Origin of the sequence: Intestinimonas sp. UBA1698 (assembly GCF_002320075.1) — a bacterium.
Taxonomy (GTDB): Bacteria; Bacillota; Clostridia; order Oscillospirales; family Oscillospiraceae; genus Intestinimonas; species Intestinimonas massiliensis.
The window spans coordinates 17,659-41,449 of sequence record NZ_DCJO01000001.1; the positions used below are offsets into that span (position 1 = coordinate 17,659).

Consider the following 23,791-nt stretch of genomic DNA (forward strand, 5'->3'; position numbering starts at 1 on the left):
TACTCCTCCTACCATGCAAGATTAAAACTGTTGAACCGCTGTATGATCTTAGAAATTACTATTTCTATTATAATACTTGCATACTAGAGCGCAAGTGGAAAGACAAGAAAATTTTTCGGCGTGTTTTTGTGTAATTTGCATTAGATTCGCATAGGTTTTCCAAAATTTTAGTTAAGACGGGGCATCGGGACATTACCCGTCACATGGCATGGAGGTTCTTTTGGGGCAGCTTTGTGCAGAGAAGCTCCCACAAGCCATCGACACCGCCGGCAATCTGGTCGGCAGGCAACAGGTAGGCCCTTTGGGGCGCGGCATACAGATAGATTCCGTCCGGGACCCGATAAGCGGCATATAACTGCTCCCAGGAATAGAAAGCCTGTTCCCGGTCGGTAGAGACGGATACGCCGCTCTGCCCCTGAAAGACAACTGTGTATACATGCTGTGGGGTGGTTAGGCCGAGCTTTTTGACTTGGGTGCGGACCGAGAGAAAAAAGTTGAGGAAATAGGCCGCTGGCAAAAGCAGCCCAACGGCCAGCAACGTGCCGCCCAGTAAGACCGCCTGCTCGGCTTGCCCACGCAGGGCAAAGCAGACGCAAGAAAACCCGATCATAATGGCGGCAAACAGGGCGGGGGAAACCCACTTGCGCTGCCGCCGGAAGGTATCAAACAGGGCAAAATTGCGAAATAGCCTTCCGTCAATGTGTACCATTACCGTGAGTTCGTGCTCGTTCACTTGATTCATCGCCACCTAATCTGTAAAATATAAAATTAAAAATAGAAAATGCGGTGTCCATGCCCGCCGTCCCCCGCCGCACCATGGAAACGGGGGGACAGAAAGGATGGCTGTGGGACGAAGCCCCCCGAGATTTCGTGGGAGCAAGGGCGGGCGCACCCGTTGAAAGGGGTTGTGCTGCGGACCGTATTGGCCGGCCGACTTGGCCTTCCGGTTGCGTCTAAGGAGGGGCTTCATACTATTTTTGCATTTAAGACTAGAATTGGCAAGGGTGGCAGGGCACTTTTGGCGATGTGCACAAGAATGCATCCGTATTTTCTACTAGCATACTAGTGGACAAATAGAGAGGTTTATGATACATTGAAATCACACAAAGGCAAACACCATTCCGCTATCACAATTTCAAGGAGGAAATGACATGAAGAAACTTATCTCTGCTCTGATGGCCGGCGCCATGATGTTTGGGCTGGTGGCCTGTGGCGGCGGCAGCACCGCAAGCCCCTCTCCCTCGGCCAGCGCCCCCGCGCCCAGCGCCTCCGCGCCTGTGGAGAGTGCCTCTGCCGGCGATGTGGCCAACGATCCTAAGGTGACTTTGGTTTACGCCGAGGTGAACCCCCTCGACACCATCGTGGGCCAGACCGCCACGGCCTTTAAGGAGAAGGTGGAGGAGCTGTCCGGCGGCTCCATCACCATTGACGTGCAGGCCAGCGGTGTGCTGGGCTCGGAGAACGACGTTCTGGACGGCATGCTGGGCGGCGAGACCACCGTTGACATCTCCCGTATCTCTGCCTTCGCCCTGAACAGCTACGGCGCGCAGAAGTCCAAGCTGCTCTCCATCCCCTTTACCTTCGAGAGCCGCGAGCATTTCTGGAACTTTGCCAACAGCGACTTGGCCGCCGAGTTCCTCAACGAGCCCCAAGAGCTCGGTCTGCCCCTGCGCGGCATCTTTTACGGCGAGGAGGGCTTCCGTCACTTCTTCACCCGCACTCCCGTCAACAGCATCGAGGACCTGAAGGGCATGAAGCTGCGTGTGTCCAACGACCCCGTTATGAACGGTTTGGTTGAGGGCCTGGGCGCCTATCCCACCGTCGTCTCCTTCGGCGAACTGTACTCTGCCCTGCAGACCGGCGTGGTGGACGGTGCCGAGCAGCCCATTGCCAACTACAAGTCCAACGCCTTCCCGGAGGTCGCCAACAATCTGATCCTGGACGGCCACACCCTGGGCGCCATTCAGGCCGTCATCACCGATGCCGCTTGGAATAAGCTGACTGAGAATCAGCAGAAGGTCATTATGGAGGCCGGTAAGTATACCCAGGAATTTAACGCCACGCTGTCCGCCGATGCCGAGGCCAAGGTCCTGGAAGAGCTGAAGGCCGACGGCTGCAACGTGGTCGAGGTTACCGATCTGGCTCCTTGGCAGGAGGCCTGCTCCAAAGTGATTGAGGAGAACACCGCTGACCAGGCCGAGCTGTATCAGCAGATCAAGGACCTGAAGTAAGAGTCGCCGCTACCATACATAATGGTCGAAAAGCGAGGGCGCGGGGGTGTGTGCCCCTGTGCCCTCGCTTCTCATAGTCAAAAGAAGGGAGAGCTCATATGCCGCAAATTTTCGTCGCCCTTGACAAGATTAAGCCGGCCTACGACATTACCTATAGGGTCGTTTTAGTCCTGTGTAAGATCTTGCTGGTAGCCGACATCCTGATTACCTCCATGGCCGTGGCCGGCCGCTATATCCCGTTCATCCCGGACCCCTCCTGGAGCGAGGAGGTCGTGCTGACCCTCATGAGCTATATGGCCGTCCTTTCCGCCGCGCTGGCCATCCGCCGGGGGAGCCACATCCGCATGACCGCTCTGGATGGCTTTCTGCCCAAGGGCCTGCTGAAGTTTCTTGACATCCTGGCGGACGTTGCCGTTTGCATCCTGGCCGTCATCATGATTGTGGTGGGCTGGCGGTACACCTCCACCCTGGGCGGTCGCGGCACCTATGTGTCTATGCCCTGGCTGTCCCGCTTTTGGATGTACTTCCCCGTGCCTCTGGCCGGTGTAGCCATGGTCATTTTTGAACTGGAAGCCATCTATAACCACATCAAAGCATTCTTCGTGAAAGAGGGGGTGGATGCATAATGGATACTCAGACCTTAGCGATTGCGGTGCTGCTGATTAGCTTCCTGGTCATGATCCTCCTGCGCTTTCCCATTGCCTATGCCGTTGCCCTGTCCTCTGTGCTGTGCCTGCTGGCTCAGGGGCAGGACTTGGTCACCCTCTGCCGTCAGATGGTCAAGGGCATCAGTTCCTTCTCTCTGATGGCGGTGCCGTTCTTCATCACCATGGGCGTGCTTATGGGCTCCGGGGGCATTTCGGAAAAGCTGATTGCCCTAGCCAACGCCTGCGTGGGTTGGATGCGGGGCGGCCTGGCCATGGTCAATATCGTGGCCTCCTACTTCTTCGGCGGCATTTCCGGGTCCGCCGCTGCCGACACAGCCTCGATCGGTTCGATTATGATCCCCATGATGGTGGACCAGGGGTATGACGCGGACTTCTCCACCGCTGTCACGATTACCTCCTCCTGCGAGGGCCTGCTGGTGCCCCCCAGCCATAACATGGTTATCTATGCAACCACGGCCGGCGGTATCTCGGTTGGCAGTCTGTTTTTGGCCGGCTATCTGCCCGGCGCCCTGCTGGCAGTCAGTCTAATGGTGGGTTCCTATATTATCTCCGCCAAGCGCAACTACCCCAAGGGTGATAAGTTTAGCATAATTAACTTCATCAAACAGATCGGCACTTCGATTTGGGCTTTGGCTGCGGTCGTCATCGTCGTCATCGGCGTGGTGGCTGGTGTCTTCACCGCCACTGAATCCGCCGCCATCGCCGTCATCTATTCCTTGTTCGTCTCCGTCTTCGTTTATAAGGGTCTGGACTGGAAGGGGGTATGGCGCGAGTTGGGCAACTGCGTGGATACTCTGGGCATCGTGCTGATCCTGATCTCCACCTCCAGCGTCTTCGGCTACTGCCTGACCACCCTGCACGTGCCCGATCTGGTGGCTGGCGCCGTGGTGGGGCTCACCGACAACCCAATTGTCCTGACCCTTATGCTCAACTTAATCCTGCTGGTGCTGGGCTGCATCATGGACATGGCCCCCATTATCCTGATCGCCACCCCCATCCTGCTGCCCATCGCTACCCAGTACTGCGGTCTGGACCCCATTCAGTTTGGTATCATGGTGGTGCTCAACTGCGGCATCGGCCTGCTGACTCCCCCTGTGGGCGCCGTGCTGTTTATTGGATCTGCCGTGTCCAAGCAACCCATGGAAAAGGTGGTTAAAGCCACCCTGCCCTTCTATCTGTGTATGATTATCACCCTGCTGCTGGTCTCTTACGTGCCCCAGATCAGCATGCTGCTGCCCAACCTGTTTGGAAACTAAGTTTTGACTCATAGGAGTATTACCATATGAAAATGACATTCCGCTGGTACGGCTCTCAGAGCGACAGCATCACCCTGAGCCAGATCAAACAAATTCCCGGTATGACCGGGATCATGGGTTTACTCGACTACAAGGCTGCCGGTGAGGTGTGGACGGAACCAGAGATTCGGGCCTACATTGATGAGGTCCACGCCGCGGGCCTGGAGTGCGAGGTCATCGAATCAGTCAACGTCCACGAGGACATCAAGATGGGGCTGCCCAGCCGGGATGCCTACATCGAGGGCTACAAGACCACCATCCGCAATCTCGCCAAATACGGAGTGAAGGTCGTTGTCTACAATTTTATGCCGGTCTTTGACTGGCTGCGCACCGATTTGGCCCGCCTCATTCCTGAGGACGGCTCCAACAGCCTGTATTTTGATGAGAAGGAACTGGGAACCATGACGCCCGTGGACCTGGTCCGCAATACCATTGACAACTGCAACGGCTTTTCTCTGCCCGGTTGGGAGCCGGAGCGGCTGGCTGAGCTGGAGACCACTCTGGAGCGGTATAAGTTCATTACCCCCGATGATCTGCGAGCCAACTTTAAGTATTTCCTGGATGCCATCCTTCCCACCTGCGAGGAATGCGGCGTAGTTATGGCCTGCCATCCCGACGACCCGGCCTGGCCCATCTTCGGCCTGCCACGCATCGCCCACAGCCAGGCGGACTTTGACCAGATCGTGGCGCTCCACGATTCCCCCTCCAACGCCATCTGCCTGTGCACCGGGTCCCTGGGCTCTAACCCGGAAAATGATATTCCGGCCATCATCCGCCACTTCGGTGAGAGGGGCCGCATCGGCTGTCTGCACGTCCGGAACGTGAAGTACCTGGGTCATCACCGCTTCCGGGAGGCAGCCCACTTGTCCTCTTCCGGAGATCTGGACATGTTCGCCATTATGAAGGCCATCTATGACACCTGCCCGGACACCTACATCCGGCCCGATCACGGCCGCATGATCTGGAACGAGTCCGGCCGCCCCGGCTACGGCCTCTATGACCGGGCCTTGGGCGCCACCTACCTCAACGGCCTCTGGGAGGCGATTGACCGGATGTCCACAAAGTAAGGGAGGCACGAATATGAAATTGAGCTACGCCGGCATTCAGGACCGGCGCGCCTGGGAGGAGGCCGGAGTCCGGCTGCCATCCTTTGACTGGAAGGCCATGCGTGCCGAGACGGAGGAGCATCCCACCTGGGTCCACTTTGGCGCCGGCAACATTTTTCGCGGCTTCATTGCCCGGCTGCAGCAACCTCTGCTGGAGCAGGGGCTGGTCAAGGGCGGCATCATTGCCGCCGATACCTTTGACTTTGACATCATGGACCAAATTTATGCCCCCCACGACTCGATGACCCTGATGGTCAGCCTGAAGCCCGACGGTTCCATGGAGCGGGAGGTGGTGGCCTCCATCGCGGAGGGACTCCGCGCCGGGCGGGCTTATCCGCAGGATCTGGAGAAGCTGCGGACCATTTTCCGCGCCCCATCCCTTCAGATGGTGAGCTTTACCATTACGGAAAAGGGCTATGCCCTGGCTGACCTGGCCGGGCGGTTCCTTCCCGCCGTGGAGGCCGACTTCGCGGACGGCCCCTCCCGCTGCTCCCACGCCATGTGCCTGGTGTGCGCCCTGCTGCTGGAGCGTTACCGTGCCGGTGCCGCCCCTGTCGCCATGGTCAGCATGGACAACTGCTCCCACAACGGGGAGAAGCTCCGCGCCGGCATCCTGACCGTGGCGGAGCAGTGGCGGAAACGGGAGTATGTGGATGAAGGCTTTGTGGCCTGGGTATCCGACGAGACCCGGGTCTCGTTCCCCTGGTCCATGATTGACAAAATCACGCCCCGCCCCGCCAGGGTGGTGGAGGAGGCGCTGACCGCCGCGGGAATTGAGGGCATGGCCCCCGTTGTCACCGCCAAGAACACGTATATTGCCCCCTTCGTCAACGCCGAGGTCCCCCAGTACCTGGTGGTGGAGGACCGCTTCCCCAATGGCCGCCCGCCGTTGGAACGGGCGGGGGTCTATCTAACCGACCGACAGACCGTCAACGATACCGAGCGCATGAAGGTGACCACCTGCCTCAACCCCTTGCACACCGCTCTGGCCGTCTACGGCTGCCTGCTGGGTTACGACAGCATCGCCGCCGAAATGCGGGACCTGGAGCTTAAGGCTTTGGTTGAGCACATCGGCTACGACGAGGGGATGCCCGTGGTAGTGGACCCCAGAATCCTCAATCCTCGCGCCTTCCTGCAAGAGGTGTTGGAGCAGCGGCTGCCCAATCCCTTTATCCCGGACACCCCCCAGCGTATCGCCACCGACACCAGCCAGAAGGTGCCCATCCGCTTTGGCGAGACCATTAAGGCCTATGCCCGGAGGCAGGATCTGGAGGTAACCCACCTTACCTTTATCCCCCTGGCGATTGCCGGCTGGCTGCGCTATCTGCTGGGGGTGGACGACCAGGGCAGGGCCATGGAGTGCAGCAGCGATCCCATGCTGGATGCCCTTCAGACTCAGTTGGCCGGGGTGACGTTGGGTGACCCTGCCAGTCTGGGGGACCGGCTCGGGCCTGTCCTCTCCAATCCGGTGCTGTTCGGCTGCGATCTTACGGTGCTGGGACTGGGGAAAAGAATCGAAGGCATGGTCCGCGAGATGCTGTCTGGGCCCGGTGCCGTACGGGAAACTTTAAAAAAATATCTGAAAAGCTAGTATACGAGCTCTTGACGGGCGAGCTTTGGTCCTGTATGCTAAAAAAGAATACAGGAGGCGACGGCAGTATGCGCTTGACTCAGCGGCAACCCAGAGAGACCGGGCGGGATTATGCCTTGCGTACCATCAAAGACAACATCATCCACCTGGAGCTGGCCCCAGGCAGCATGGTCAGTGAAAATGAACTGGCCGCGGCGATGGGGCTGTCCCGCACCCCGGTGCGGGAGGCACTGATCGAATTATCCAAGGTGAAGATCGTGGAGATCTATCCCCAGAAGGGGAGTGCGGTGGCTCTCATCGACTACGACCTGGTGGAGGAGTCTCGCTTCATGCGTAAGGTGCTGGAGTGTGCGGTGGTGGAGCTGGACTGTGAAATGGCTACGCCGGAGGATATCCGACGTCTGCAGGAAAACGTGCGGCTGCAAAATTTTTATTTGGAGAACTACTACCCTGAGGCGCTGATGGACCTGGACAATCAGTTCCATGCTTTGATTTTTGAAATTGCCCACAAGGACCAGGTTTATGCCCTGATGGATAACATTTCCATCCATTTTGACCGGGTCCGCAGCATGGCACTGAGCGCGGTGAAAAACCTGAAGATTGTCCAAGACCATGAAAATCTGGTGAACGCCATCGCCCGAAAGGATGCTGCTGCCGCCACGAGTCTGATGGAATTGCACCTGAGCCGATATAAGATTGACGCCAAGGCCATCCGGGAAAAATACCCAGACTATTTTCGATAACTGCCATTGACGCATAAAAGGAGCCGGATAGAAGAGAAATCTCTTCTATCTGGCTCCTTTTATAAACCGAAAAGTCAAAAAAAGGGAAAATGCACGATTACAGCAATATAAAAAATTAAAATTTGGATAAGTGCACAAAAAGTGATGTGTAAATTTTACTAGTACACTAGTGGACGAAGAAGGCATAACTATGTTACACTAAGGTTACTTACAAATCTGGAATAAATGTGACCTTTTTTTCAAATTTAGGGCAAAGGATATCACAATATGAATTAAAACGTTTTAAAACGAGGGCAGCATGGACAACGCAAGTAAAAGGATTACGATCAAGGATATTGCAACCCAGACGGGGCTGTCTATAGCGACGGTGCATTTGGCGTTGGCCGGAAAGGCCGGTCCCAAGGAGGAGACGCGCAGACGTGTGCTGCAGACGGCAAAAGAGCTAAATTATCAGTGCAACTCCGCGGCATCCTCGCTAAAGCGCGGCGTAACTCGAATAGCGGCAATTTTGCCGGCGCTTACGCAGGACAATCTTCTCTACTATGAGCCAATCTGGCGTGGGGTCCGGGCTTACTGCAGGGATGCAAAAGACTTTAATATTGAACTGGTGGAGCTGCCCTATGTCAACCAGGATTCGGTTTCGGTGCCTCTTGAGGCCGTTGGGCGCGCGCGGGGGGAGAGAAAGCTTTCGGGGCTGATCGTGCTGGGCGACATAGAGCCGGAGGCCGGGCGGGCGCTGAGGGATCTGAGTGACCAGGGCGTATCCATCGTATTGGTAAACAGCGATACCCCTGAGGTGGGCCGGATTTGCTGCATACAGGCAGAGAACTATTTGCTGGGCCGCATCATGGGAGAAATCCTGCTGGGGCGTACTCCGCGCGGCGGCCCCATCTTGGTTTGCGCGGGAGAGAAAAGCACGCCGGCGAATGCCGATTCTACCCGGGGGCTAAACGATTATCTGGAGGAGCATGATGCCAATCGGGAAATTTACGCACTGCACTACGGCAATGATATGGACCGGCTTTACCGGCGGCTGGTGGAGCGGTTTGAGAAGGACCGTGGCATCACTGGCTGCTGCAGCGTTACAGCGCGAGGCAGCGTACAGCTTGCTCGCGCACTGGTGGACACGGGCTTGGCGGGCCGGATTCCGGCTATTGGAAGCGATGTGTTTGGGGAAAACATCGAAAACCTAAAAAGAGGCGTTTTTCAAAACCTGATGTTTAAAAATCCGTATCAGCAGGGCTGGCTGGCGGCAGAGTACCTATTCAAACACATCTTTCGCAATCAACCGACGGGGGACACAACGATTTTTGTGAAAAGCGAGGTTGTTTTTCAGAGCTCCATTTCGATGTACAAGGAATAACTTTGTAGTGAAAGGAGCGCGGCCGAAGGAGCGGCAGTCAACGGATGCGGATACGCACCGGAATATGGCGGCAGAAGGAGGCCTGCGCGTGATCAAAGACAAGCAGAAGATTTCCGACCGCTGTTTTTGGCAGGTGGATCGTAAAGTAAGGTCCGAGACATGAATTTGCCGAGCAAAGGGAGACGAATGTTATGTTTGAAACGTTGCTCAGCCCCATTGAATTGGGGCATGTAAGACTGAAAAACCGTATTATCTTTGCGCCAACGTCCATGGGGCTCGCAGAGGAGGAATATTTTAAGCGGATCGAAGAGATTGCGTCGGGAGGATGCGCCATGATCATCCTGGGAGATGTTCCGGTGCTGCCCGCCCGCTTTGGATACAGCCTTTACAGCAAGAAGGGATTTGCACACTATCAAAAACTGGCTGGGATCGCGCACAGACACGCCTGCCTGATCTGCGCCCAGCTTCACCAGTCCGACTCCGACTTAAAGAGCATGCTCCGATATATCCCGGGTATTCTCAGCAAAAAAATTACGCCGCAGGAACTCCGCTCACGACTCAATGCACAGGTCGCACCTTACATATCAAAATTGAGCGTTCATAAAATCAAAAAAATTACCGCGGCGTTCGGCGATGCAGCCGTACTGGCCCAAAAGGCCGGATTTGATATGGTGCAGGTGCATGGAGATCGGATGTGCGGAAGCTTTAGCTCCGCCAGCTTCAACCATCGTACAGACGCCTATGGCGGAAGCGCGGAAAGGAGGGCTCGATTTGCCGTAGAAGCGGTTTCCGCCATCCGCGCCAAGCTGCCGGATTACCCCATTGATTATAAGCTGGCAGTCCGTCAGGAGAATCCCCATTACGGCAACGCCGGCGTACTGGAGGAAGAGCTGGAGGTGTTTGTACCCCTTTTGGAAAAGGCGGGTGTTACCAGCTTTCATGTGGCTCTGGCAAATCATTCCGACCTGCAGGATACGATCCCCGGCGCAAAGCATCCGTATTTTTCGGAGGAAGGCTGCTTCCTGAAGTTCTGTGATCAGGTGCGCCAGTTTACATCGCTGCCGATTTGCGGAGTGGGAGGCATGGTTCATCCGGAATTTGTGGAACAGCAGCTAAAGGAAGGGCGTATCCAATGCGCTGCCATGAGCCGGCAGTTGGTGGCTGATTCCCAATGGGTAAATAAAGTTGCAGCCGGAGAGACGAGCAAGATCCGGTACTGTATCCGATGCAACAAGCAATGCTTGGGAGGGATGATGGAGCATAAGGGGGTACACTGCATATACCACGAAAAGCAGTAACATCACGATCCCCAAAGGGTGTAAAGCGCCAGAACAAAATCAACCTGAAAGGGGCATGGTTGAAATGGCAAGATAAGAGCCGTCCGTTTGACTGTAACTTATACTCAACCTATGGACCACCCACAAAAAGGATCGAAGTGAGAATTGGTTCCTATGAGTTGAAAGAGGAGGTATTCAAAAAATGGCACGAAAGACAACGACAGTGTATGGAAGAAGGAAATCTCTATTTCAGCGAATGGCAGCTTTGACGGTGACCGCATCTCTGGTTCTGAGTACGTTTGCCGGGGCGGCGGTCCTGGCGGTAGAACCGGAGCAACCCCTGCAGGCTTATCCGGCAGCATCTGACACTGCGGCCTTCCTGGATACGGAGGGTCACTGGGCGGAGGACCAGGTGCTCCGCTGGAACCGACTCGGAATTGTCAACGGGGTGGATGCACAGCACTTTGCCCCAAATCAACAGCTGACCAGGGTGGAGTTTTTCGCCATTTTGGGCCGGGCGTTGGGAGGCGAGGGAACGGCAGACCTCAGTGGATTCCCTGATGTTGATCCCACTGCATGGTACGCAAAGGACCTGTCCCGTGCGGTGACGCTTGGCCTGACCATTGGCGATGAGAATAAGAACATCCATCCCAATGCGTTTATCACCCGTGAGGCCATGGCTGTGACCATTGCCCGCGCGTTCTGTCTGGACCAAAAGAAAAGCGCGGCGCTCTCCCGCTTTACCGACGGAAGCAAGGTTTCCGATTGGGCGGCTGAGGCGGTGAGCGCTGTGGTGGATGCCGGCCTGATGAACGGTAAGGACAACGGGCTTTTTGACCCGCAAGCCAACGCGACCCGCGCGGAAGCTGTGACGGTGCTGGATAATGCCGTGGCGCGGCTGGTCCAGGATGATGCCAGCGGCGATGTTAAGGGCAACGCGTTGGTCAACACTGGCGGCGTGGAATTTTCAAATGCCGTGGTAAGCGGCTGGTTGTACCTGAGTCAGGGCGTCGGCAAACCGGCAACCCTCGGGAACGTGACGGTCCAAGGCGATACCCTTGTTCTGGGCGGCGGTTTTACCGCGACCGGCAGTTCTTTCGCTACGCTTTATATAAAAGCCGACAACGCCGTGGTGACGCTGTCCAAGGACTGCTCTGTGGATCGGATTGTAATCACGGGCAAAAATGTTTCCGTGCTGGGCGAATGCAAGGCGGGCTCCGTGGAAATTGAGGCGTCCGGCGCTGTGATTGAGACTATGCCCGAAAATGTCAGTCTGGCTGACGGGCTGACTGCCACAGTGGAAGGAAAAGCGTATCCGTCCCAGAGCGGCGACAGCAGCGGCAGCAACAGCAGCAACAGCGGCAGCAGCAGCGGCGGAAGCGGCGGCAGCTCCAGCGTGAAGGAGACGGGCCATACCAACGAGTACGACCCCAAGAATCCCTACGCCGGGGTGAATGTCGGCCTGTTCCACAATATCCCCATCACGGTGGACGAGAACACGTCCGGCGTGGCTACCTACTATCTCCCCCGGGGGATGGACCCCTGGGCGCCCGCCGTCATCGTGTTGACTCCGGACAACACAACCGCCAAGAGTTTCTCCGGTACCAAAACGGGCCTTGCCTGGCGGGCTGTGGCGGATGAAAACAAAATCGCCGTGGCCTTTTTGGGGCCCCAGGACGGAGAGAACTGGAACCTGTCCCTCAGTGCGGACGGTCGGGACGATGCAGCCCTCCTGGACCAGCTCTACCAGACCATGCGTAAAAAGGGCACAAACCTGAAGGGCGCCTTCTCCATGGATAAGTCCCACACCGCACTGGTGGGCTACGAAGAGGGCGGCGCAGCCGCTCTGCTCTTTGGCGCGCGCTGGGCCAGCGATTTCAGCTCCATCTGCGCCGTGGATGCCGCAGAGGTCCCCGCCGACTCCCTGGCTGTCTTGGGCGAGCAGTATGTCCTGCCCTTCCCCGGCGACAGCAGAAGGGGCGTTGAGGAATTGGCCATCGCAGCCAAGACGGTGGATACGCCTGTCTGGTTGATCAACTCGGCTGCAGACGCGGAAAACAAAACGGTACTAAACTACTATGTGACCGCCGCCCAAGCTGCGGCCGGCACGGCTAACCCTTATGCCGGTGAGGTCTATGTTTCGGGCCGGGAGGGCTCCGATGCGGAGATTTGGGTCAGCACCGAGGCTCAGACCCCCAAGACCATCTGGAATCAGTTCCTGGGGACCTATAAGCGCTTTATGGCCATGCAGCTTCCCGGCCGTGTGTCCAAGGCCCAGGACTTTACCGAGACGGGCTTTACCATTCACGAGGAGGAAGTGAACGGCGAAATCCGCCGCTGGATGACCTATGTGCCCTCCACCTATACCGGCGAAGCCGAGGTGCCCCTGGTACTGGTGATGCACGGCTATACCGCCTCCATGTACGCCATCGCCGAGGAGTCCCGCTGGTACGACGTGGCCGAGGAGAACGGCTTTATCGTGGTCTTTGCCCAGGGCCTGGTCCGACCGGCTGGTATGATGGGCAACATCCCCACCGCCATGTGGCTTGCGGGTCCCTTTTCCGCTCTGGCCGGCGCGGGTGTGGACAAAGATACGGATCTGAAGTTCCTTGACACCCTGCTGGATAAGCTGGAGGAGGAATACAGCATTGACACCAGCCGCGTCTACGCCACCGGCCATTCCAACGGCAGCCTGATGACCTGGGCCATGGGCTCCAAGTTTGCCGACCGTTTTGCCGCCATCGCCCCCGTGGGCTATATGTCGGCGCCGATGGACGGGATTGAGTCCGGTACCATGCTGCCCACCTGGTCCTTCCTGGGCGAGTACGACTCCGCCGGGGATCCCACCCTGGTGGAAGGCGGCGCGACCGTCAAGGCGCTTCAGGGATGGAACCAGCAGAACGGCACCAACGAAGCTCAGATGAGCACCAGCAAGCAGTACGACGACGCTTTTGTCACCCGCACCTTTGCCAATAACGACAACGTGCCGCTGGTCAAGTTTACCGAGGTAAAGAATACGCCGCATGTCTACCTTCAGGAAGAGAGCGAGGCCATCTGGAACGACTTCTTCTCCAAGTACAGCCGCGGCGAGGACGGCACACTCTATTACCAGGCCAGTGAGGAGAGCGAAAAAACTGAGGTCACAATGAGCGAATACGTCGCCGACGACGGCTGGTACAAGGCTGACGGCGACGCAGACCAGACCAGCCCGGACGCTGCGGCGATTCAGAAGTCCATCACCGCGATTGCGGAAACCGATGGCTTTCAGCTCGTAAACGTCCCGTATGAGTGCACGACCAACCACAAGAACGGCGAAGCGGTGGGCAGCCATCCCTTCAGCTCCATGTACTGCTCCGTGGGCGACATCGACCAACTGGCCAAGCAGTATGGCTTTGGCGAGATGGAGTTCTTCATGTCGGGCAAGGCCAACGTATATGGCTTGTCTGACAAGGGGACCAACGTGCCGGTCATCAAGACTGCGGACGTGGATTATACCACCCGCCTGCTGATCCATTACCCTGAAGATGCGGAAAAGTTTTCCGGGAATATCTATGTGGATATCCTGAATGCCTCCGCCGGCTATGACCTGGAGGATATCTTCCGCCGCAGCTACGAGCACTTCATGGCCAACGGCGACATCTACATCGGCATCACATCCAAGACCACCACCGCCCAGGCGCTGAAGGACTTCGATCCTGAGCGGTACGCCGCTATTGACTGGCTGGTGGACAACAACGACCCGGAGTCCGCCGAGAACGGCCTGTTTTGGGATATGCTCTCTCAACTGGGCACCGTACTGAAGGAACGGCCCGAGGACATCTTTGGCACCGAGTTGGGCCAAAAGATAAAGGACAACGGCCGTACCTACCTGGTGGGGCAGAGCCAGTCCGGCTTCTATCTCCAGACCTATTTGATGGCGTTCTATCCCTACATCAACAATGTCCTGGATGGAAAAGACATCTATGACGGCTATTTCAACGCAGTCGGCTCCACTCCGACGACCCTGTCCACTGGTGTAAAAATGGAAAATGTGGGCTGGCCGAAGACCGAGGAGCCCTACCTGGTGCTCATGGGTGAGGGCGAAGCCAAAATGCGTCTGTCGTCCAACTATTACCCCCTGCAGGAGGACAAGAGCGAGGAGGACTGGAAGTTCCGCCTCTACGAAGCGGCCGGCGCGCCCCATGCCGACCCGACTGCGGCCATTCTCCCCAACAACTTTGAGATCGCCAAGGCCAAGGCCAACGGCACCTCCCGAGACATCAAGTCTTACAAAGGCAACCATGTGGAGGGCGATCTGCACCTGAATGAATTTGTGACGGCTGCCCTGGTCAACCTGGACAACTGGGCGCGCAACGGCATCGCGGCTCCTTCGGCCGACAACCATTGGCTGCAGGCTGACGCAGACAACGGCAAGGCGGTTGCCCGCGACGCGTACGGCAACGCACTGGGCGGGCTGCGCAGCCCCAAGATCGACGCCCCCCTGGCCACGTATTTTGGCTGTATCAATGACAGCGCGTACTCCACCGAGGGCAGCATGATCCACTTCACCCAGGAACAGTTGGACGCGCGCTATGAAGGTGCCACCCAGGCCGAGAAGTATGCCGACTATGTGGCGGAATTCAAGGCCAGCGCCGACGCGGCGCTGGAGGGCCGCTACATCACGCAGGCCGACTATGACAAGCTCATCGCCTGGAGCGAAGGCACCTCTGCCTTTGGTCAGCAGGACGATGTGATCATGGGCGGTCAGACCGACATCGACAGTCTGGAAATCGAGTGGCAGAACGTGTCCAGCGACGAGATCTTTAACTCCACCGCCAGGAGCGTGGGCCAGATGGATTCTGAATGGAATGAAAAGGCTCCCGTCTGGGTGCCCTCTCTCCAGTTGAATGACGACGGCACCATCCAGTACGTGAACAAGAGCGGTGAAAGTGACGTTCTCTCCGAAAGATACACCGAAAAAGAATACTTTGTCTCCGGCTCCGCCAACCTGTACGACATTGCCTCCGACAACCGCCTGATGGTCCGTGAGGCTGGTCTGCCGTACACCAACCGCATCCTGGTCCGGACCCCCGAAAATCCCGAGGACTTCAACGGCAAGGTCTACGTGGACATTCTGAACGCCAGCGACAAGTACGACAACGAATCCCTGTGGCGCAGGGCCTACGGTATGATCATGGAGGAGGGAGCCGCCTATGTGGGCATTACCTCCAAGCCCGTGTGCGTCGCCGCGCTGCAGAGGTTTGACGACCGTTACGACGCCCTGAGCTGGGCGAGCCCCAACTCCTGGCTGTATACCAGTTATAAGATCGACAAGGCCAACGGTCAGACTGCCGAAGAGGCCTACGAGAAGTTCTGGGTCACCGCCGGCGAGCTCCCCTACACCGACATCGGTTTGGTATGGGACATCCTCAGCCAGACGGGCTATGCCATTCAGGAAAATGCCAACGACATGTTTGGCACAGGTAAGTCCGTGGAGGGCGTCTACCTTTACGGCCAGAGCCAGAGCGGCTTCGTGATGAACGAATACTTCCGCTTCATGGACTTCCTGAAGGAGAAGGGTGAAGATCTGCCCTACGACGGCTTTATGAACGTCGTGGGCACCTACCCCGCCAACAAGATCAACCAGTCCGATACCACCGCGGTTGCCAAAAACACCGAAAGCTACTATGTGGGCAAGAATCTGGGTGTGCCCGTGATCTACGTCACCTCCCAGATGGACTACAATGCCGGCTTCCGTCCCGGCGAGAGCAACGTGGATGAGGATGGCATGGTTGCCCTGTACGAGATCGCCGGCGCCCCGCACTCCGATCCCGCCGCGCCTGTGTTCCCGTACAACGACATCCTGACCGAGATGGGATATCCTGCCCGCAACCTGTTCCCCACCTTCAATCAGGATCAGGAAGTCAGCGACTACAATTCCAATATGTTTGTCCAGGCCCTCCTGCTGCAGCTAGATGCTTGGGCGACAGAGGGCACTGCCCCCACCGTGCTGGACGATCCCTACATTACCAAGAACGAAGACGGCACAGTGACGGGAGGCCTGCGCTCTCCCCAACTGGACGTGCCGGTTGCGCACTATTATGAGAAGCCTCTGGGCAGTGTGTTCTCCACCACCGGCACCATGGTACCCTTTACCTCCGAAGAGCTGAAGGCTGCCTACGACGGCTATGCCGACTATGCGGAACGGTTTGAGGCCGCACTGGAGAAACTGGTAGAGGCCGGCCTGATCCGCGATACCGACAAGGCGTACATGCTGAAATACCGCGACAGCAAGGCCGCCCTGTTTGGGGAGAGCCCTGCCGTGCTGGAGATGGGCCCTGATGTTGCTCCCATTGACGAGGCCCTGGACGCGGCGGGCCGCGCCAAGGATGACGTTATCATCAGCGATCTGGATGCGACCGAAGTAGAGAGCGGCGTCCAGTTTGTCAGCGCCGAAGCCATGGATGCCCTGGATGCCGCCATCAGCGCAGCAGAAGCGGCCAAGAACAGCGCCGCGAGCGAGGCCGATGTGGCCGCTGCTGCGGAGGCGCTGAACGGCGCGGTGGAGACCTTTAGGGCCGCAATCCAGACGGGTGCGAAGGAAGCGACGCCTCCGAAACCGGACACCGCTGCCATCGACGAAGCCATTGCCTCGGCGAACGAGGCCCAAAACGGCATTGCCGTCAGCGACCTGGATGCGACCGAAGTAGAGAGCGGCGCCGAATTTGTCAGTTTCGCAGCGATGGAAGCGCTGGATACTGCGATTCGCGCGGCGGAAGAGGCTCGGGACACCGCGACGAGCGAGGCCGACGTGGCCGCCGCCGTGGAGGCGCTGAACGGCGCGGTGGAGACCTTTGAGGCTGCAATCCAGATTGGCGCCAAAGAAGCCGACCCCGCCTGACCGGACACAGCGGCGCCTTTTCAAAGAGGTCCCCGAAGGAGCTGAGCCGGGCGAAGCGTTTCCTGCGATGCTCCCGCGATGGTCAAAAACGTTAAGATGAGCCAACGGACCGCCCCGGCGACATGGAACCTGTGTCGCCGGGGCGGCTGTATGCGTAGCGCTGGCCGGAAAACAGAAAAGGCAAGCGAATTTTGTTCAATTTGTGCTTGACTTTGGGGCCTGGTTGTTATATCATAATCAAGCGCCTATTTAGGGCGCAGTCTGCGATGATGCGGGAGATTGCTCAGGAATGAGGTAACTTCCGCGGAGTATGTCCGTGAATCGGGCGGCTGAGGAATCCTTGGCGCTCAGCGTATATCGCTGTGCTTGAATGGGACCGGCCGGCTTTGGAGTGCGCCGGTTTTATTCATGCCACGGAATGATACGCACGGGAGAGTGTTCAAAAGATTTCTCGCCGTACAAAGCGAGGAACGGCATCACTTTGTACGTTTTTAAGGAGGAACAAACCATGGCAGCTCACAAGGAAATGATCCGCATCCGTCTCAAGGCCTACGATCATCAGCTCATCGACCAGTCCGCCGAGAAGATCGTGGAGACCGCCAAGCGCACCGGCGCCACCGTGTCCGGCCCCGTGCCCCTGCCCACCAAGAAGGAAGTCGTCACCATCCTGCGCGCCGTACACAAGTATAAGGACTCCCGTGAGCAGTTCGAGCGCCGCACGCACAAGCGCCTCATCGACGTCATCAAGCCCTCCCCCAAGACCGTGGAGGCCCTGATGGCCCTGGAGCTCCCCGCCGGCGTCGAGATCGAGATCAAGCTGTAAGCCCCGCGCATCCTTTCGTTGTACCCGCAGCCTGCCGCGTTTTGAGGCAGGCGGGTCAAGTCGGCCGAGCAATGACCCCCCAATGGTCAACTCGCCCGACCAATAACCTTTATTAAGGAGGAAGTCAAATGGAAAAGGCCATCATCGGCAAGAAGGTCGGCATGACGCAGATCTTCGACGAGGCCGGCCACGTGATCCCGGTCACCGTCATCGAGGCGGGCCCCTGCACCGTGGTGCAGAAGAAGACCGCGGAGAAAGACGGCTACGAAGCCGTGCAGCTCGGTTACGAGGACGTGGCGGAGAAGAAGCTCACCAAGCCTGAACTGGGCCATCTGAAGAAGGCGGGCGTGTCCGCCAAGAAGGTCCTCAAGGAGTTCCAGCTCAAGAACGCCGCCGACCTGAACGTGGGCGACGAGGTGAAGGTGGACACCTTTGCAGAGGGCGACCATGTGGACGTCACCGGCATCAGCAAGGGTAAGGGCTACGCCGGCGTGGTGAAGCGCCACGGCGCCCACCGCCTGAAGGAGTCCCACGGTACCGGCCCCGTCCACCGTCACGCGGGCTCCATGGGCTCCGGCACCGACCCCAGCCGGATCTTCAAAGGCAAGATCGGCGCCGGCCACATGGGCGCCGAGCAGGTCACCGTCATGAACCTGGACGTGGTGAAGGTGGACAGCGAGCTGGGCATCATCGCCGTGCGCGGCGCCATCCCCGGACCCAAGGGCGGCCTGGTGTTCGTGCGCAACACCGCCAAGACCATCATCGAGAAGAAGGGCGCCGCCGGCATCAGCGCCAACCCGCAGAAGGCATCCGGACGGAATCCCCAGAAGGCTTCGGCCCGAAAGTAAGGAAAGGAGAGAGACGAAATGCCTAAAGCAAACGTATACAACATGGCCGGCAAGCAGGTCGGCGAGATCGACCTCTCCGACGCCATTTTCGGCATCGAGCCCAATGAGAGCGTCGTCCACGACGTGGTGAAGAACCACCTGTCTAACTGCCGGCAGGGCACCCAGTCCGCCCTCACCCGCGCCGAGGTCTCCGGCGGCGGCAAGAAGCCTTACCGCCAGAAGGGCACCGGCCGCGCCCGTCAGGGCTCCACCCGGGCCCCCCAGTGGACCCACGGTGGTATCGTGTTCGCCCCCAAGCCCCGCTCTTACCGCTACACCCTCAACAAGAAGGTGAAGCGCCTGGCGTTGAAGTCCGTCCTCTCCGCCAAGGCTGCCGAGGGCAACGTGCTGGTGGTGGACGACATGACCCTGCCTGAGGTCAAGACCAAGAACGTCGCCGCTTTCCTGAGCGCGGTGGGCGCCTCCAAGGCCCTCATGGTGACCAACGAGGTCAACGAGAACGTGGTCAAGTCCGCCCGGAACATCCCCGGCGTGGAGACCAGCCCCGCTCGGCTCATCAACGTGTATGACATCCTGAAGGCTAAGCAGCTCATCGTGGACAAGGCTGCCCTGGCCGTCATCGAGGAGGTGTTCCAGTAATGGCCGCTACTGCTTACGATATCATCAAGCGCCCCATCATCACCGAGAAGTCCATGGCGCAGGGCGACATCAAGCGCTACACCTTTGAGGTGGCCAAGGACGCCAACAAGATCGAGATCGCCAAGGCGGTCGAAGAGATCTTCGGCGTGAAGGTCGCCAAGGTGAACACCCTGAACATGCAGGGCAAGGAGAAGCGCACCGGCCGTTACCCCGCCGGCCGCCGTCCCTCCTGGAAGAAGGCCATGGTCACCCTGACCGAGGATTCCAAGACCATCGAGTTCTTCGAAGGCATGGTGTAAGGAGGATAACGAAGAATGGCTATTAAGACTTTTAAGCCCACGACGCCCTCCCGCCGCCACATGACGGTGAGCGCCTTCGAGGGCATTGACAAGAAGGCGAAACCCGAGCGCAGCCTGACCGAGAACCTGAAAAAGAATGCCGGCCGCAACAGCTATGGCCGCATCACTGTCCGCCACCGCGGCGGCGGAAACAAGAAGAAGTACCGCATCATCGACTTCAAGCGGGACAAGGAGGGGAAGGCCACCGTCATCAACCTCCAGTACGATCCCAACCGCTCCGCCAACATCGCTCTCATCGAGTACGAGGACGGCGAGCGCCGCTATATCCTGGCTCCTGTGGGGCTGAAGGCCGGCCACATCATCATGACCGGCCCCGACGCCGACATCCTGCCCGGCAACTGCCTGCCCATCGCCAACATCCCCGTGGGCGAAATGATCCACTGCATCGAGCTCTACCCCGGCAAGGGGGCTCAGCTCGTCCGGGCTGCCGGCGTGGCCGGCCAGCTCATGGCCAAGGAGAACGGCATGGCTCAGGTCCGTCTGCCTTCCGGCGAGGTCCGCTATGTCCGCGAGGAGTGCAAGGCCACCATCGGCCAGGTGGGCAACACCGACCACGGCAACGTCCAGATCGGCAAGGCCGGCCGCAAGCGCCACATGGGCTGGCGGCCCACCGTCCGCGGCTCCGTCATGAACCCCAACGACCACCCCCACGGCGGCGGCGAGGGCAAGAGCCCGGTCGGCCGTCCCGGCCCGGTCACTCCCTGGGGCAAGCCGGCCCTGGGCTACAAGACCCGCAAGACGAAGAGCCGTACCGAGAAGTTCATCGTCAAGCATCGCAACAGCAAGTAAGGAGGTAGTAAAACATGTCTAGAAGCATCAAGAAAGGCCCGTTTTGCGCCCCCGAGCTGCTCAAGCGGGTCGATGAAATGAACAAGAACGGCGAGAAGAAGGTCCTCAAGACCTGGAGCCGTGCCTCCACCATTTTCCCCTCCTTCGTCGGCCACACCTTCGCCGTCCACGACGGCCGCAAGCATGTGCCCGTCTACGTCACCGAGGATATGGTGGGCCATAAGCTGGGCGAGTTCGCCCCCACCCGCACCTTCCGCGGCCATGCGGGCGCCAAGTCCGGTAAGTAAGGAGGAGAGAGAAACATGGAAGCCAAAGCACATCTGAATTATGTCCGCATCTCTCCCCGCAAGGTCGGCATCGTGTGCGACCTCATCCGTGGGAAGAGCGTGGCTCAGGCCACCGCGATCCTGATGAACACCCCCAAGGCCGCCTCCGAGCCTCTGCTCAAGCTCCTCAAGAGCGCCGCGGCCAATGCCGAGAACAACCACGGCATGGACCCCGAGAAGCTCTATGTGTCCGAGACCTTCGCCAACCCCGGCCCCATCATCAAGCGCATCATGCCCCGGGCTCAGGGCCGCGCCTATCGGATCAACAAGAGAACATCCCACGTCACCATCGTGGTGGCAGAACGCTAAGGGAGGAGGCAGAATCAATGGGACAGAAAGTCAATCCCCACGGCCTGCGCGTGGGCGTTATCAAGGATTGGGACTCCCGCTGGTATGCCCGCAATGAAAAAGTGGGCGACCTGCTGGTCGAGGACAACAAGATCCGCAGCTACCTGAAGAAGACCCTGTATTCCGCCGGCATCCCGAAGATCGAGATCGAGCGGGACAGCGCCAAGGTGCGCATCTATCTGCACTGTGCCCGTCCCGGCGTGGTCATCGGCAAGGGCGGCACCGAGATCGAGCGCATCCGCCTGCAGGTGGAGAAGATGATCGGCAAGAGCGTGGCCCTCAACATCGTGGAGGTCAAGAGCCCGGATATGAACGCCCAGCTCGTGGCCGAGAACATCGCCCAGCAACTGGAAAAGCGCATCGGCTTCCGCCGGGCCATGAAGAACGCCATGGGCCGCGCCATGCGCATGGGCGCCCGCGGCATCAAGACCCAGGTGTCCGGCCGTCTGGGCGGCGCCGAGATTGCCCGCACCGAGCACTATCACGACGGCACCATCCCCCTGCAGACCCTCCGCGCCGACATCGACTACGGCTTTGCCGAGGCTGCCACCACTTACGGCCGCATCGGCGTGAAGGTGTGGATCTACAAGGGCGAGATCCTCTCCCAGGCCCTGCGGACCACCCCCCGCACCTTGGACACCAAGAACTTTAAGGAGCGTCCCGACCGTCCCCGCCGCCGCGATGGCGACCGGAAGTTCGGCGACCGGAAGCCCGGCTTCGGCGGTCAGCGCCAGGGCGGCTTCGGCGGCCAGCGTCCCCAGGGCGGTTTCGGTGGCCAGCGTCCAGCCGGCCAGGGCTTCCGCCCCAACAACAACCGGCCGGCGGCCCCCCGTCCCGCCGCTCCCGCCACTCCTAAGGAAGGAGGCGCCAACTAATGCTGCTGCCTAAGAGAGTCAAATACCGCCGCGTCCACCGCGGCCGCATGAAGGGTAAGGCCACCCGCGGTAACACCGTTACCTATGGTGAGTTTGGCCTGCAGGCCACCGAGCCCGCCTGGATCACCTCCAACCAGATCGAGGCCGCCCGTATCGCCATGACCCGCTACACCAAGCGTGGCGGTAAGGTCTGGATCAAGATCTTTCCTGACAAGCCGGTGACCGAGAAGCCTGCCGAGACCCGCATGGGTTCCGGTAAGGGCTCCCCCGAGTATTGGGTGGCTGTGGTCAAGCCCGGCCGCGTCATGTTCGAGATTGCGGGCGTCTCTGAAGAGATCGCCCGTGAGGCCCTGCGTCTCGCTTCCCACAAGCTGCCCGTCAAGTGCAAGATCGTGGCGAAAGAGACCGCCGAGACCGAGAATGGTGGTGAATAATGATGAAGGCAACTGAGGTACGCAAGATGTCCGCCGCCGAGCTGGACAGCAAGCTGGTGGAACTGAAGAAGGACCTGTTCCAGCTCCGGCTCCAGCACGCCACCAATCAGCTCGACAACCCCGTCCGCATTGCGGAGGTCAAGAAAGACATTGCCCGAGTCAAAACCATGATCCGTGAGCAGCAGCTCGCAGGCCGATAAGAAGGAGGAAATAGAACATGGAAAACAGAACTTCTTCCCGCAAGACCAGAGTCGGCCTGGTTGTCTCGGACAAGATGGATAAGACCGTGGTGGTGGCCATCGCCGACCGTGTGGCCCACCCCCTGTATAAAAAGATCGTCAAGAGCACCTACAAGCTGAAGGCCCATGACGAGAACAACGAGTGTGGCATCGGCGACCGCGTGCGGGTCATGGAGACCCGCCCCCTGTCCAAGGACAAGCGGTGGCGCGTCGTCGAGATCATCGAAAAAGCGAAGTAAGGAGGTGCCGTTATGATTCAGCAGGAGTCCTACCTGAAGGTGGCCGATAATACCGGCGCCAAAGAGATTAAGACCATCCGGGTACTGGGTGGTTCCAAGCGTAAGTTCGGCAACATCGGCGACGTGGTCGTGGCTTCCGTCCGCAAGGCCCAGCCCGGCGGCACCGTGAAGAAGGGCGAGGTCGTCAAGGCCGTCATCGTCCGCTCCGCCCGCGGCGTCCGCCGCGCCGACGGCAGCTATGTCCGCTTCGACGACAACGCCGCCGTGCTCATCAAGGACGACAAGAACCCCAGAGGGACCCGTATCTTTGGGCCCGTGGCCCGCGAGCTGCGCGACAAGGATTACATGAAGATCCTGTCCCTGGCTCCCGAAGTGCTGTAAGGGGGTAGGAGAGAACAATGAAGAATATGAGCATTCGTAAGGATGACACCGTGATCGTCCTGTCCGGCAAGGACAAGGGCAAGAAGGGCAAGGTCCTGACGGTCATGCCCAAGGACGGCAAGGTCATCGTGGAGAAGGTCAACGTCATCTCCCGCCACCAGAAGCCCCGCAAGCAGGGCGAAGAGGGCGGCATCATCAAGCGCGAGGCCCCCATCTACGCCTGCAAGGTCATGCGGGTGTGTCCCAAGTGCGACAAGCCCACCCGGCCCGCCCACAAGACTCTGGCCGACGGCAAGAAGGTCCGCGTCTGCAAGAAGTGCGGCGCTGAAATCTGAGA

Annotated in this window: 23 protein-coding genes; 22 read left to right on the forward strand and 1 reads right to left on the reverse strand. The window is 58.9% G+C overall.

What is annotated here, in order from left to right; all coding sequences use genetic code 11:
* Nucleotides 1-199: 199 nt before the first annotated feature.
* Nucleotides 200-733, reverse strand: a complete 534-nt coding sequence (locus B3H64_RS00075; RefSeq protein WP_286732048.1) for a YcxB family protein — start codon at nt 731-733, stop codon at nt 200-202.
* A gap of 418 nt (nt 734-1,151) precedes the next feature.
* Here B3H64_RS00075 and B3H64_RS00080 point away from each other — a divergent pair, with 418 nt between their 5' ends.
* The 22 genes from B3H64_RS00080 (at nt 1,152) to rplX (ending at nt 23,789) form a co-directional block, all read left to right on the forward strand.
* On the forward strand, nt 1,152-2,231 hold the full coding sequence (locus tag B3H64_RS00080) for a TRAP transporter substrate-binding protein (protein ID WP_050617209.1): 1,080 nt from the start codon (nt 1,152-1,154) through the stop codon (nt 2,229-2,231).
* Nucleotides 2,232-2,329: 98 nt separating this feature from the next.
* Entirely contained in the window at nt 2,330-2,857 is a 528-nt protein-coding gene (locus B3H64_RS00085) for a TRAP transporter small permease (protein WP_050617208.1), read from the forward strand.
* Entirely contained in the window at nt 2,857-4,155 is a 1,299-nt protein-coding gene (locus tag B3H64_RS00090; RefSeq protein WP_050617207.1) for a TRAP transporter large permease, read from the forward strand. Before B3H64_RS00085 ends, B3H64_RS00090 begins: the two co-directional genes overlap by 1 nt.
* Nucleotides 4,156-4,181: 26 nt before the next feature.
* Nucleotides 4,182-5,261, forward strand: coding sequence for a mannonate dehydratase (uxuA, locus tag B3H64_RS00095; RefSeq protein ID WP_050617206.1), 1,080 nt, complete (start codon nt 4,182-4,184; stop codon nt 5,259-5,261).
* Between the two features lie 13 nt (nt 5,262-5,274).
* Nucleotides 5,275-6,891: a mannitol dehydrogenase family protein gene (locus B3H64_RS00100; protein WP_286732049.1), complete on the forward strand. Its 1,617-nt coding sequence runs from the start codon at nt 5,275-5,277 to the stop codon at nt 6,889-6,891.
* Nucleotides 6,892-6,959: 68 nt separating this feature from the next.
* A complete protein-coding gene (locus tag B3H64_RS00105; protein WP_050617204.1) occupies nt 6,960-7,634 on the forward strand; it encodes a GntR family transcriptional regulator in 675 nt (224 codons plus the stop codon).
* 298 nt (nt 7,635-7,932) lie between these two features.
* Nucleotides 7,933-8,997 carry a substrate-binding domain-containing protein gene (locus B3H64_RS00110; protein WP_286732050.1) on the forward strand — a complete coding sequence of 355 codons (1,065 nt, stop codon included), beginning with the start codon at nt 7,933-7,935 and terminating at the stop codon, nt 8,995-8,997.
* Nucleotides 8,998-9,188: 191 nt separating this feature from the next.
* Complete coding sequence (gene bilR, locus B3H64_RS00115) at nt 9,189-10,295, forward strand: bilirubin reductase (protein ID WP_256303554.1); 1,107 nt, start codon at nt 9,189-9,191, stop codon at nt 10,293-10,295.
* 250 nt (nt 10,296-10,545) lie between these two features.
* The gene (locus tag B3H64_RS00120) at nt 10,546-17,154 is read left to right on the forward strand and encodes an alpha/beta hydrolase domain-containing protein (RefSeq protein ID WP_286732051.1); all 6,609 of its coding nucleotides are present in this window, start codon (nt 10,546-10,548) and stop codon (nt 17,152-17,154) included.
* 508 nt (nt 17,155-17,662) lie between these two features.
* The gene (rpsJ, locus tag B3H64_RS00125; RefSeq protein ID WP_050617200.1) at nt 17,663-17,977 is read left to right on the forward strand and encodes a 30S ribosomal protein S10; all 315 of its coding nucleotides are present in this window, start codon (nt 17,663-17,665) and stop codon (nt 17,975-17,977) included.
* A gap of 128 nt (nt 17,978-18,105) precedes the next feature.
* Nucleotides 18,106-18,825, forward strand: coding sequence for a 50S ribosomal protein L3 (gene rplC / locus B3H64_RS00130; protein ID WP_050617199.1), 720 nt, complete (start codon nt 18,106-18,108; stop codon nt 18,823-18,825).
* Nucleotides 18,826-18,843: 18 nt separating this feature from the next.
* Nucleotides 18,844-19,464, forward strand: coding sequence for a 50S ribosomal protein L4 (rplD, locus tag B3H64_RS00135; protein WP_050617198.1), 621 nt, complete (start codon nt 18,844-18,846; stop codon nt 19,462-19,464).
* Nucleotides 19,464-19,763: a 50S ribosomal protein L23 gene (gene rplW / locus B3H64_RS00140; protein WP_050617197.1), complete on the forward strand. Its 300-nt coding sequence runs from the start codon at nt 19,464-19,466 to the stop codon at nt 19,761-19,763. Before rplD ends, rplW begins: the two co-directional genes overlap by 1 nt.
* A gap of 15 nt (nt 19,764-19,778) precedes the next feature.
* On the forward strand, nt 19,779-20,612 hold the full coding sequence (rplB, locus tag B3H64_RS00145; RefSeq protein WP_050617196.1) for a 50S ribosomal protein L2: 834 nt from the start codon (nt 19,779-19,781) through the stop codon (nt 20,610-20,612).
* Between the two features lie 14 nt (nt 20,613-20,626).
* Nucleotides 20,627-20,899 carry a 30S ribosomal protein S19 gene (rpsS, locus tag B3H64_RS00150; protein WP_050617195.1) on the forward strand — a complete coding sequence of 91 codons (273 nt, stop codon included), beginning with the start codon at nt 20,627-20,629 and terminating at the stop codon, nt 20,897-20,899.
* A 15-nt stretch (nt 20,900-20,914) separates the two neighbouring features.
* On the forward strand, nt 20,915-21,247 hold the full coding sequence (rplV, locus tag B3H64_RS00155; RefSeq protein WP_050617194.1) for a 50S ribosomal protein L22: 333 nt from the start codon (nt 20,915-20,917) through the stop codon (nt 21,245-21,247).
* Nucleotides 21,248-21,264: 17 nt separating this feature from the next.
* Entirely contained in the window at nt 21,265-22,161 is an 897-nt protein-coding gene (rpsC, locus tag B3H64_RS00160) for a 30S ribosomal protein S3 (RefSeq protein WP_050617193.1), read from the forward strand.
* Complete coding sequence (gene rplP, locus B3H64_RS00165; protein ID WP_050617192.1) at nt 22,161-22,595, forward strand: 50S ribosomal protein L16; 435 nt, start codon at nt 22,161-22,163, stop codon at nt 22,593-22,595. Before rpsC ends, rplP begins: the two co-directional genes overlap by 1 nt.
* A 2-nt stretch (nt 22,596-22,597) precedes the next feature.
* On the forward strand, nt 22,598-22,795 hold the full coding sequence (gene rpmC, locus B3H64_RS00170) for a 50S ribosomal protein L29 (protein WP_050617191.1): 198 nt from the start codon (nt 22,598-22,600) through the stop codon (nt 22,793-22,795).
* Nucleotides 22,796-22,812: 17 nt separating this feature from the next.
* On the forward strand, nt 22,813-23,073 hold the full coding sequence (gene rpsQ, locus B3H64_RS00175; protein ID WP_050617190.1) for a 30S ribosomal protein S17: 261 nt from the start codon (nt 22,813-22,815) through the stop codon (nt 23,071-23,073).
* A gap of 12 nt (nt 23,074-23,085) precedes the next feature.
* Complete coding sequence (gene rplN, locus B3H64_RS00180) at nt 23,086-23,454, forward strand: 50S ribosomal protein L14 (RefSeq protein WP_050617189.1); 369 nt, start codon at nt 23,086-23,088, stop codon at nt 23,452-23,454.
* 17 nt (nt 23,455-23,471) lie between these two features.
* Nucleotides 23,472-23,789 (forward strand): 50S ribosomal protein L24, encoded by a 318-nt coding sequence (rplX, locus tag B3H64_RS00185; protein ID WP_050617188.1) that lies wholly within the window; start codon nt 23,472-23,474, stop codon nt 23,787-23,789.
* Nucleotides 23,790-23,791: the final 2 nt, after the last annotated feature.